Raw genomic sequence first — 10,513 nt, forward strand, 5'->3', positions numbered from 1 at the left:
ATGAAATTGAAAATTGGAATTACATGCTATCCTACTGTAGGTGGATCTGGAGTAGTAGCAACAGAACTAGGTAAATTATTAGCAGAAAAAGGTCATGAAATACATTTTATTACATCAAGCATTCCATTTAGATTAAATAAAATGTACCACAATATTTATTTTCATCAGGTTGAAGTTAGTCAATATTCTGTATTTCAATATCCCCCTTATGATATTGCTCTTGCAAATAAAATGGCAGAGGTTATTGAAAGAGAGAATTTAGATATCCTGCACGTTCATTATGCAATTCCACATGCTGTATGTGCCATATTAGGAAAACAAATGGCAGGGAAGAATGTGAAGATTGTAACTACCCTACATGGTACTGATATTACGGTACTCGGTTACGACCCATCTTTAACAGGAGCAATTCGATTTGGTATTGAAAAATCTGATGTGGTTACAGCTGTATCTTCTGCGTTGGTAGAACAGACGCAAGAGCTTATACAGCCAGATAAAGAAATAAAAACGGTTTATAATTTTATTGACGAACGGGTATATCGTGCCGTTGACTCCCAACACTTAAAGAGTGAATATGGCATTACTCAAGAAGAAAAAGTCATTATTCATGTTTCAAATTTTCGCAGCGTAAAGAGGGTAACAGATGTAGTTGCTTCATTCCATATAATCCAAAAACAGCTTCCTTCTAAACTACTCCTTGTCGGAGATGGACCAGAAATGACGATTATCTGCAAACAGGTAAGAGATCTGGGGTTAGAAAATAAAGTATTGTTCCTAGGAAAGCAGGATAATCTTGAAGAATTGTATTCCTTAAGTGATATAAAGCTTTTAGTTTCAGAAAAAGAAAGCTTTGGTTTAGTAGCATTAGAAGCAATGGCTTGTGGAGTACCAAGCATTGGTACCAATGTTGGAGGGATTCCAGAGGTGATTGAAGACGGGGTTAATGGCTACATTTGTGAAGTAGGAAACGTAGAACAAATCGCTACAAAGGCCTTAACTCTTCTAAAAGACGAAACGTTACACAGAACTTTTTCTCAGAATGCTCTTGAAACGGCAAGAACTAAGTTTCATTCTAGTAAAATTTTAGAACAATACGAACAAGTATATCGAGGTTTATTCTAATTTTTAATGGAGATGTGATTTGAAACTCTTTATTAATGTAAGCAGGTGTGGTTAATAATGTTACCTAAAATGTTTCAACAGGCAATACCTGTTCTTGAAAAAATCGAACGGGCAGGGTATGAAGCATATTTTGTCGGAGGTTCTGTCAGAGATTATTACTTAAATAGACCGATTAATGATGTAGATATTGCAACCTCCGCACTCCCCGAGGAATTAAAAAAAATATTCAGGAAAACGGTTGATGTAGGAATCGAGCACGGGACGATACTGGTGATGGATCAAGATTCAGAATATGAAATTACCACCTTTCGCACAGAATCTACCTACAAGGATTTCAGAAGACCAGATAAGGTAGAGTTTATCCGCTCTTTAAATGGTGACCTGGAGCGTCGTGATTTCACAATGAATAGCATGGCTATGAACGTAAAAGGTATGATCATAGACCCGTATAACGGAAAAAGGGATATCGACGATAGAATCATTCGAACAGTAGGCCCTCCTAAGCAAAGGTTTTCAGAGGATGCATTAAGAATGATGAGGGGAATTCGGTTTGTCAGTCAATTAGGCTTTGCTCTTGAAGAGTCTACTTTAAAAGCTTTATCTGAAAATGTTCCACTCCTTTCTCATATTGCAACTGAAAGAAAAACAATGGAATTTGAAAAAATTCTTAGTGCACCCTTTAAGAAGGAAGCTGTTTCTTTGTTAATTCAGACAGGCATTTACAAAGAATTACCTGAATTAATTCGCTACCCTGAGGCATTGGAGTGTTTCACTGAAACTTCAAATATTCATCAATTGAATAAGGAACAAGCCTGGTTACTACTATTATCCTTTATGGCTGAAACGAATGTACAAGCCTTTTTGAAAAAATGGAGACTTCCATCAAAAATGATAAAAAATCGTAGCAAAGAAATTCAAATATTAAAACGCAGAGAGAGTTCTGGTTGGACCAAGAGTTTACTTTATAATGCCGGGTTAGAAGCTGCACTAAACGTTGAAAAAGTATATTGCTGTATTCACAACCTTACATTTTCTTCCTTAATTACCCTCGAAGAGAACTATGATCGATTACCGATAAAATCAAAGGGAGAGATTGCTGTAAGTGGGAAAGATTTAATGGAATGGGCTAAACAAAAGGAAGGTCCATGGATAAAGGAAGAATTAAATAGAATTGAATCAGCTATCATAAACGGAATCATAATCAATGAAAAAGAACCTATACGGAGGTGGCTTAAGGAATGCAATCAGCAATAAGAAAAAAGTTATTAGAAGCTTTCTCTCATTCGGAAGATGAATTCTTATCTGGACAATCATTAGCTGATATTGTAGGTTGTTCCAGAACAGCCATCTGGAAGCATATTGAAGAACTTCGAAAAGAAGGTTTTATTCTCGAAGCAGTTAGAAGAAAAGGCTATCGTATACTTGAAACACCTGATAGTGTAACTGAAAATAAAATTCGATTAGGGTTACAAACTAAAACATTAGGTCAAGTCATTCATTACGAGGAATCAGTTAAAAGCACCCAAAAAATTGCCCATGTTCTAGCAGGTGATGGAGCCCAAGAAGGGACTATGGTTATTGCGGATGAACAAACGGCTGGAAGAGGCAGGCTAATGAGGGAATGGCACTCTTCTAAGGGGACAGGTATATGGATGAGTCTCATATTAAAGCCTCTCCTGCCCCCTCAAAAAGCTCCTCAGTTCACTTTGATTACTGCAGTAGCTGTCGTTCAAGCCATAGAAGAGGTCTCAGATTTGCATCCACAAATAAAGTGGCCGAATGATATTCTCATAAACGGCAAAAAAGTAACAGGGATCTTAACTGAGTTGCAAGCGGAATCAGATAAAATAAATTCCATTATTATAGGCATCGGAATGAATGTGAATCATACACAAAAACATTTTCCTGATGAACTGCAGACCATTGCTACGTCATTGGCTATTGAACAAGGAAACCAGCTTTCTAGGTCAGAGTTAGTTCAGAATATTTTAGAACGAATGGAGGTCCTCTATGACCTCTATATGAAAGAAGGCTTCACTCCAATCAAGCTGTTGTGGGAAAGCTATGCTATAAGTATTGGAAAAAAAATAATTGCTAGGACGATAAATGGAAATATTGAAGGCAGGGCACTTGGAATTACTGATGAGGGTGTTTTAAAGATAGAAGACACTTCAGGTGTTGTCCATCAAATATATTCTGCTGATATTGAAGTGAATGTATAGTCTGGCTTTTTTTCTATAAGAGATGGAAGAAGAACTAAAACTCTTTCTTCCATCTCTTTTTTTATGGTATAATTTCAGTGGGCAGTATCCTAGGAACTGCACCTGTAAACTGAATGTTTGATAAAATTTAAAATTCTGCCTTGATCCAAATTGGACTGGGACAGAGGGTCGAAACAATGATTCTAAACACTTATGATCCTTCTGTCATTATTTCAGAAGGTTTTTTTATTGCATAAATGAAAGTGCTTTCATTCTGTTTCGTCACCTCTGACTGAAAAGAAGGAGGAACACATGAAACAAACAACAGATTTTCTTAAAATGAAGAAAAAGTCAGAAAAAATTTCAATGCTTACCGCTTATGATTTTCCGAGTGCGAAGTTGGCTGAAGAGGCTGAAGTGGACTTGATTTTAGTAGGTGACTCTTTAGGTATGGTCGTATTAGGTTATGATTCAACTGTACCAGTTACGGTAGACGATATGATTCACCATACTAAAGCAGTAAAAAGAGGAGCTCAACATACATTTATCGTCACAGATATGCCTTTTATGACCTATCATCTGTCTACGGATGAAACCTTAAAGACTGCTACGGAAATTCTCCAAAAAAGTGGAGCACATGCTGTAAAGGTAGAAGGTGCAGGCAAAGTGATTGATCGAATTCAATCATTAACAGCCGCAGGTATCCCTGTTATGGCACATTTAGGATTAACTCCCCAATCAGTAGGAGTTTTAGGTGGATATAAAGTTCAAGGGAAAACCGCTGAATCAGCAAAAAAGCTCCTTGATGATGCCAAAAAATGTGAAGAAGCAGGGGCATTTGCACTTGTATTAGAGTGTGTTCCCAAACAATTAGCCAAAGAGGTTTCTGAAGCCTTAACGATTCCGACAATCGGCATAGGTGCTGGAATAGACACGGATGGTCAGGTTTTAGTTTTTCACGATTTAGTAACTTACGGAGTGAACCGGGTTCCTAAGTTTGTAAAACAGTATAGCAATGTGTCTGAAACGATCTTAAGCAGTATCAAGAGTTATCACGAAGAAGTAAAACAAGGACAATTTCCCTCTGAAGAACACTCTTTTACAATGAGTGATGAAGAATTACAATCTCTATATGGTGGTATAGGTAAATGAAAATTGCAACAAAAATAGAAGATATACAAGAACAAATTACTCTGCTTAAGCAATCAAGTTCTTCAATCGGGTTTGTCCCTACTATGGGATATCTACACGAGGGGCATTTAACCCTCGTGTCAGAGGCAAGAAAGAATAATGAAGTAGTAGTCATGAGTATTTTTGTGAATCCATTACAATTTGGTCCGAATGAAGATTTTGATCGTTATCCACGTGATTATGAAAGAGACATAGAGTTAGCAAGAAACAATGGGGTAGACATACTTTTCTTACCTGAAACGGGTGAGATGTATAGCAGAGATCTATCTACTCGAATGAGTGTAATCGAGAGGGTAAATGTCCTTTGTGGTAGAAAGCGAGAAGGTCATTTTGATGGGGTAGTCACAGTACTAACGAAGCTTTTTCATCTTATTCAGCCAACAAGAGCTTATTTTGGATTGAAAGATGCCCAGCAGATAGCGGTTGTTGAAGGTTTAGTGAAAGACTATTTCTTTCCGGTTGAAATCATTCGAGTACCAACCGTCCGAGAAAAAGACGGACTAGCAAAAAGCTCCAGAAATGTATATTTATCAGAGAAAGAAAGAGTTGAAGCACCTGCCCTCCATCAAAGTCTATTAAAGGCAAAAAATAGTATACAAGCAGGGTTAAGGGATCCTCAACAGATTATCAGTATGGTCTCTGAAACAATAAACAATGAAACATCAGGGATCGTAGATTATGTGGAAATATATTCTTTTCCAGGTTTGAAGGAGTTAGACACCTTAGATGGGGAAATCATTATAGCTTTAGCTGTTCAATTTGAAAAAGCCAGATTAATCGATAATCAGATCATCACCGTTAATGCAAAGGAGAATAAGAATGTTTAGAACAATGATGAGTGGGAAAATTCATAGAGCAAGAGTGACGGAAGCAAATTTAGATTATGTAGGAAGTATTACGATCGATGAAGATATTTTAGAACAAGTAGGGATGATGGCAAACGAGAAGGTTCAAATCGTAAACAACAATAACGGTGCCCGTCTTGAAACCTATATTATCCCTGGAGAAAGAGGAAGTGGAGTAATTTGTCTAAACGGCGCAGCGGCAAGACTCGTTCAAAAAGGGGATGTCGTCATAATCATTTCATACAAACTTGTGGCTGAAGAATATGTTCATGATCATGTACCTAAAGTAGCAATCATGGATGAAAACAACCAGATTGTTGAAATGATTGGAACAGAACCTGAAGCGACTATTTATTAAACATATCCAATTTTTTATGTGGTTGAACACTGTCTCATTGACAGTGAAGGCAAGTGCGTAAATGAACAAAACTGATTAAATGAGCATACAAAAAAAGCGAGATGCAATTTCATGCGTCTTGCTTTTTTGATTGGCTGTTTTTCGTATGTTGTGTCTATTCATTTATTATTCAGTCAGAATAAAGAAGCACAGTGTAGGTTGGAGCGGAAAGGAACGTTCAAGTTCTGTTTCTACCACTCATCAAAAACACGAGTTATTTTTCTAAAGTTATGCTAATGGGGAAGGCCCCTAAGAAGAGCAGCAAACCACCTTCCCATCGATCTATATTATATAGGCACAACTTAGACGAAATCGCCTTTTTTAATTATTGGAAGGTATTTTGTTCTTTCTAGCTCTTCTAAATTGTATTATGGTACACTTATTTAGAAATCATAAAGAATAAGAGAGAATATTGAAGGATTTAAATTAAAGGCAGTGAAAATATGTTACCTTTTAAACTTGTAGTAATAGACCTAGAAACGACTGGAAATTCCCCTAAAAAAGGGGAAAAAATAATACAATTATCGGCGGTGATCATTGAAGGTGGAAAAATCATTGACCAATTTACATCCTTTGTATGCCCAGGTAAGACTATTCCTCCCTTTATCGAGGAATTGACGGGAATCAATGATGAAATGGTAAAAGATGCTCCTGCTTTTCATGAGATCGCTCCAAAAATATTAGAGATTTTGAATAATGGTGTATTTGTAGCTCATAATGTTCAATTTGATTTGTCTTTTCTTCAGGGAGAATTAGAGGAAGCAGGTTATAATCCATTTTCAGGTCCTGCATTTGACACGGTTGAATTAGCGAAAATTGTACTACCTTCAGCAGATAGCTTTAAATTAACGGAGCTCTCATCTTCATTATCGTTAAGTCATGTAAAGCCTCATCAGGCTGATAGTGACGCATATGTAACAGCAGAACTTATTCTCTATTTTATTCAAGAGCTAACGAACTTACCTCTCGTTACGTTAGAAAAGCTTCAACAGCTCTCAAACTATTTGAAAAGTGATCTTTCTTTGTTATTCGATGAGATTGTGAACGAAAAGCAAAAACATGTTGAGGATTTACCAATAGCATTAGAAGTTTATAGAGGCATTGCTCTTCGTAAAAAACATTCATTTTCTCAAAAAAGAGAAAGCCATCATGATTTAGATTATGAGTTGGATGTTGAGGGAATGCTGGGTAAACATGTTCCTTTTTACGAGAAAAGAGAACAACAAATTGAAATGATGATGGAAATCCAACGTGCCTTTGAGCAATCACAACACATTGTAATTGAAGCAGGTACGGGAGTAGGAAAATCATTAGGCTATCTGTGGCCGTCAGTTATGTTTGCCCTCAGACGGAACGAAAGAATCGTAATCAGTACGTTTACCATTCAATTACAAGAACAATTGCTGAATAAAGAAATCAAATTACTTGAAAAAATTAGTCCTGTACCTTTCAAAACCGTATTGTTAAAGGGAAAAAATCATTACATAAATTTGTTTAAATTTGAACAGTCCTTACGTGAAACTGAAACTCAATATGATGTCGTACTGACTAAAATGCAAATTCTTGTATGGCTAACAAAGACGGAGTCTGGGGATTTGGATGAACTAAATTTAACCTCGGGTGGACAATTATTTTGGAATCGACTTCGCCATGATGGTTGGCATTTACCACATAATAAGGATCCCTGGGTAAACAAGGACTTCTATTTGTATGCAAGAAAGAATGCTCAAGAAGCTGATATCATACTTACAAATCATTCAATGCTCCTTACAGATATTGCAAAGGAGAGGAGTATGCTTCCAAGCTTTGATTATTTAGTGATTGACGAAGCCCATCATTTAGAGAAATCCGCACGACAGCATCTTGGGATCATGATGGATTATCTATCCATTAAATTTAGTACATCTCAATTGGGAACTCTTGATCAGAAACAGTTATATTACAAACTAAATGAGTTTGTTGAAAAATATTCCGTTGAAAACAAAACACATTCTTTTGAGCTGGACTCTTCGATTCATCAATTTTATATTGATTTGGAAGAAGCGATAGCCGTTCTGACGAGTATATTTTATAAAAAAGCAAAAAAGAGAACAGGTGCTCAAAAGATTCAACTAAGGATTTCAGAAGAAATCAGAAGAAGCAGTTTTTGGCAGCCTGTACAAATGGCCATGGAAAGAGTCATCTCTGGTATGAAGTTAATAGAAAAAGAATTTTATGGCATATTAGACACCATCAAGGATAAAAAAATAAAGATTCAAGATAAGGAAAAAGCATTATTAGAGGAATTTTACAGCTTTTTAGAAGAGTGGAAAGAATTACGCTTGAATTTCCACTACATTTTCCTAGGAGAGATAAACAACCATGTTTTTTGGCTTGATGGAGACACAAGGTCCTTACCTAACAGCTTAACTCTTCAGGCTCAACCTATTTCAGTTGACGAAAAGTTGCAGATGGAGATTTTCAACAAGAAGAAAAGTGTTGTTTTAACTTCAGCTACTTTAACAGTAAGCGGTTCATTTAAATACTTCTTAAATGAAGTGGGACTAGTTGACCGGAATGTAAAACATTTACAATTAACTTCACCATTTAATTATAATGAGATCTCTAGGCTTTTTGTCCCGAATGATGTGCCTGAAATTCAGCAGGTTCACAACGACGAATATGTTGAATCCATTAGCTCTCATCTCATTGGAGTTGCCCAAGCTACAAAAGGAAGAATGCTTATTTTGTTTACTTCATATGACATGTTAAGGAAAACATACGAACTGATGAAAGAGAGTGGTTTACTAGAGGAGTATGTACTAATGGCTCAGGGGATAACCTCTGGAAGTAGAACTCGATTAACAAAGAACTTTCAGCGATTCGATAAAGCCATTCTTTTTGGAACGAGTAGCTTTTGGGAAGGGGTAGACATTCCTGGTGAGGATCTATCTTGTCTTGCATTGGTAAGGTTACCTTTTACTCCACCAGATGAGCCGGTCACTCAAGCGAAATCAGAAATACTTAAGTCACAGGGGAAAAACCCTTTTTCATCACATTCATTACCTGAAGCGATTATTCGCTTTAAACAAGGAGTAGGCAGGCTTATTAGAAGAAGCAGTGACCGGGGAATCGTAATCGTATATGACCGAAGAGTCGTCACAACAAAATACGGTAATGCATTTTTAAAATCAATTCCTTCCATGCAAGTGAAAGAAGGGAATTTATTAGAATTGATACAATGGATTGATGATTGGCTTTAACTCTAAAAACTTAAGTGATAAATTTTTTCTCTTTAACACAACCTAATGAAGGTAGATGTGAATACTGGAGGAAAATGTTATGAGAGTGGTCATTTCAACAATACTCATTTTTTTCATAGTAATTTCAAGCACTATGGGTATGAAAATACCTCAAGTTAATTTGAATGTGTCCCATGATGAATATGCCATTACCTTTCTCCCTTTAAAAAGAGGGGAAGTAGCTATGCTTCATTTGGGGTCTGGAGAAAATTATTTAATTAATACTGGCCCAATGGCAGAATATGATCAATTGCTATATTACTTAAAACAGATCAATATTAGTACATTTTCTGGCATTATAATCACTGAAGATCGAGAATATCATCCCGATTCAATTTTGAAGTTGAATAAAATTTTTTCAATCAATAATGTCATAATGGCATCTTCATTAGCAAAATCAATAAAGCAAAATGATGGAATAAAGGTTACACCTATACTGGAAAATCAGTCATTTTCATTATCAAATGAGTTATCAATTGAAGTGATACATGAAGGAAACGAAGTGAGAGAAGGATTGGATTTTTCTATTACATTTTTTCATCATCGATTTCTTTGGCTAAGCTCCCAGTCGTTGCACTCCGAAAATGTACTGTTAAAAAAGAAATTGGGGAGTGTAAATATCGTTAAGATACCTATCCATTCTAAAACAGAGAGCATTTCGAATCGACTATTAATGCATATCGATCCCCAGACTGCTGTGCTTTATCGTTCGAAAGAAAAACTATTGAATGGTGACACATTGGAAGCCATAAATGAAGCCTGGATTGATCTATATCTAACTGGTCAACACGGGTTAATTTCAATTAAATTTAATCAAAGTAATTATGAAGTGATTACGTTTGATCAAGAAGATGTATTTAATAAAGAGACATTTTCTAATTAACTTCCCAACCATTTGGCTGACAACTTGTCAGTCTTTTCTATGAAGGAAATAATCTTTAGTTTTTGAGTTTCAACCTACCAAAAACAGCATCATTGTTGTTATAATGTGTATAGTGTTTAGGATGGTCACCTTATATATTCAACGTAGCATTGTCGGGTTTGGCTCGTAGGAAAGGGAGGAATAAGATGGACAGTAAGATTGAGATACTATCTACAGTTCGTATTGACTATACGGACAATTTATATAAAATAGTAGATGCATTAAATAGAACATTAAAAAAAGATGATTATATGTTTGGTTTGGCGTTAGATCCGGAAGATCAAAATCAAGCAATTTTAACAATTTATCGTACATAAAGAGTGATTTAAATGAAAAAATGGCTAACAATTATTACTATTTTACTGCTTATTGTTTTTGTGTCAGCCTCAGTTATTCTTTACAAAGTAGCCCGATCACCTTTGAATAAAGATATGGAACAAGCAATGGAGAGAGTGAAGGAAGAAACTTCAATAGTAAATGTAGAAAATACCAGTTTTTATAATGGCTCAAAACCTTACGTTGTTATTACTGGTAAGGATGATAAAGGTGAAAAG

General features: G+C 35.9%; 10 protein-coding genes. All 10 read left to right on the top strand.

Annotation, left to right across the window (positions count from 1 at the left end; genetic code table 11):
• Positions 1-1,122, top strand: a complete 1,122-nt coding sequence (bshA, locus tag IQI_RS00970; RefSeq protein WP_064091048.1) for an N-acetyl-alpha-D-glucosaminyl L-malate synthase BshA — start codon at positions 1-3, stop codon at positions 1,120-1,122.
• A gap of 57 nt (positions 1,123-1,179) precedes the next feature.
• Positions 1,180-2,376, top strand: coding sequence for a CCA tRNA nucleotidyltransferase (locus IQI_RS00975; protein WP_064091049.1), 1,197 nt, complete (start codon positions 1,180-1,182; stop codon positions 2,374-2,376).
• On the top strand, positions 2,361-3,344 hold the full coding sequence (locus IQI_RS00980) for a biotin--[acetyl-CoA-carboxylase] ligase (protein ID WP_064091050.1): 984 nt from the start codon (positions 2,361-2,363) through the stop codon (positions 3,342-3,344). The genes IQI_RS00975 and IQI_RS00980 overlap by 16 nt, the downstream gene beginning before the upstream one ends.
• Before the next feature lie 291 nt (positions 3,345-3,635).
• On the top strand, positions 3,636-4,475 hold the full coding sequence (gene panB, locus IQI_RS00985; RefSeq protein WP_064091051.1) for a 3-methyl-2-oxobutanoate hydroxymethyltransferase: 840 nt from the start codon (positions 3,636-3,638) through the stop codon (positions 4,473-4,475).
• Positions 4,472-5,341, top strand: coding sequence for a pantoate--beta-alanine ligase (gene panC, locus IQI_RS00990; RefSeq protein ID WP_064091052.1), 870 nt, complete (start codon positions 4,472-4,474; stop codon positions 5,339-5,341). Before panB ends, panC begins: the two co-directional genes overlap by 4 nt.
• A complete protein-coding gene (gene panD, locus IQI_RS00995; protein WP_064091053.1) occupies positions 5,334-5,717 on the top strand; it encodes an aspartate 1-decarboxylase in 384 nt (127 codons plus the stop codon). The genes panC and panD overlap by 8 nt, the downstream gene beginning before the upstream one ends.
• Positions 5,718-6,199: 482 nt before the next feature.
• On the top strand, positions 6,200-8,998 hold the full coding sequence (dinG, locus tag IQI_RS01000) for an ATP-dependent DNA helicase DinG (protein ID WP_064091054.1): 2,799 nt from the start codon (positions 6,200-6,202) through the stop codon (positions 8,996-8,998).
• Positions 8,999-9,077: 79 nt separating this feature from the next.
• Complete coding sequence (locus IQI_RS01005; RefSeq protein ID WP_064091055.1) at positions 9,078-9,920, top strand: ComEC/Rec2 family competence protein; 843 nt, start codon at positions 9,078-9,080, stop codon at positions 9,918-9,920.
• Positions 9,921-10,105: 185 nt separating this feature from the next.
• A complete protein-coding gene (locus IQI_RS20105; RefSeq protein WP_064498961.1) occupies positions 10,106-10,276 on the top strand; it encodes a YpmA family protein in 171 nt (56 codons plus the stop codon).
• 12 nt (positions 10,277-10,288) lie between these two features.
• The coding region (locus IQI_RS01010; protein ID WP_197489691.1) for a cell wall elongation regulator TseB-like domain-containing protein at positions 10,289-10,513 on the top strand (225 nt) is incomplete at its 3' end.

This window comes from Rossellomorea aquimaris TF-12 (assembly GCF_001648555.1).
Classification (GTDB): domain Bacteria; phylum Bacillota; class Bacilli; order Bacillales; family Bacillaceae_B; genus Rossellomorea; species Rossellomorea aquimaris.

Bases quoted from the DNA above. Each gene is read 5' to 3' on its own strand.
- panB (WP_064091051.1), top strand. From the start codon at position 3,636: ATGAAACAAACAACAGATTTTCTTAAAATGAAGAAAAAGTCAGAAAAA.
- panC (WP_064091052.1), top strand. From the start codon at position 4,472: ATGAAAATTGCAACAAAAATAGAAGATATACAAGAACAAATTACTCTG.
- panD (WP_064091053.1), top strand. From the start codon at position 5,334: ATGTTTAGAACAATGATGAGTGGGAAAATTCATAGAGCAAGAGTGACG.
- bshA (WP_064091048.1), top strand. From the start codon at position 1: ATGAAATTGAAAATTGGAATTACATGCTATCCTACTGTAGGTGGATCT.
- IQI_RS00975 (WP_064091049.1), top strand. From the start codon at position 1,180: ATGTTACCTAAAATGTTTCAACAGGCAATACCTGTTCTTGAAAAAATC.
- IQI_RS01005 (WP_064091055.1), top strand. From the start codon at position 9,078: ATGAGAGTGGTCATTTCAACAATACTCATTTTTTTCATAGTAATTTCA.
- dinG (WP_064091054.1), top strand. From the start codon at position 6,200: ATGTTACCTTTTAAACTTGTAGTAATAGACCTAGAAACGACTGGAAAT.
- IQI_RS20105 (WP_064498961.1), top strand. From the start codon at position 10,106: ATGGACAGTAAGATTGAGATACTATCTACAGTTCGTATTGACTATACG.
- IQI_RS00980 (WP_064091050.1), top strand. From the start codon at position 2,361: ATGCAATCAGCAATAAGAAAAAAGTTATTAGAAGCTTTCTCTCATTCG.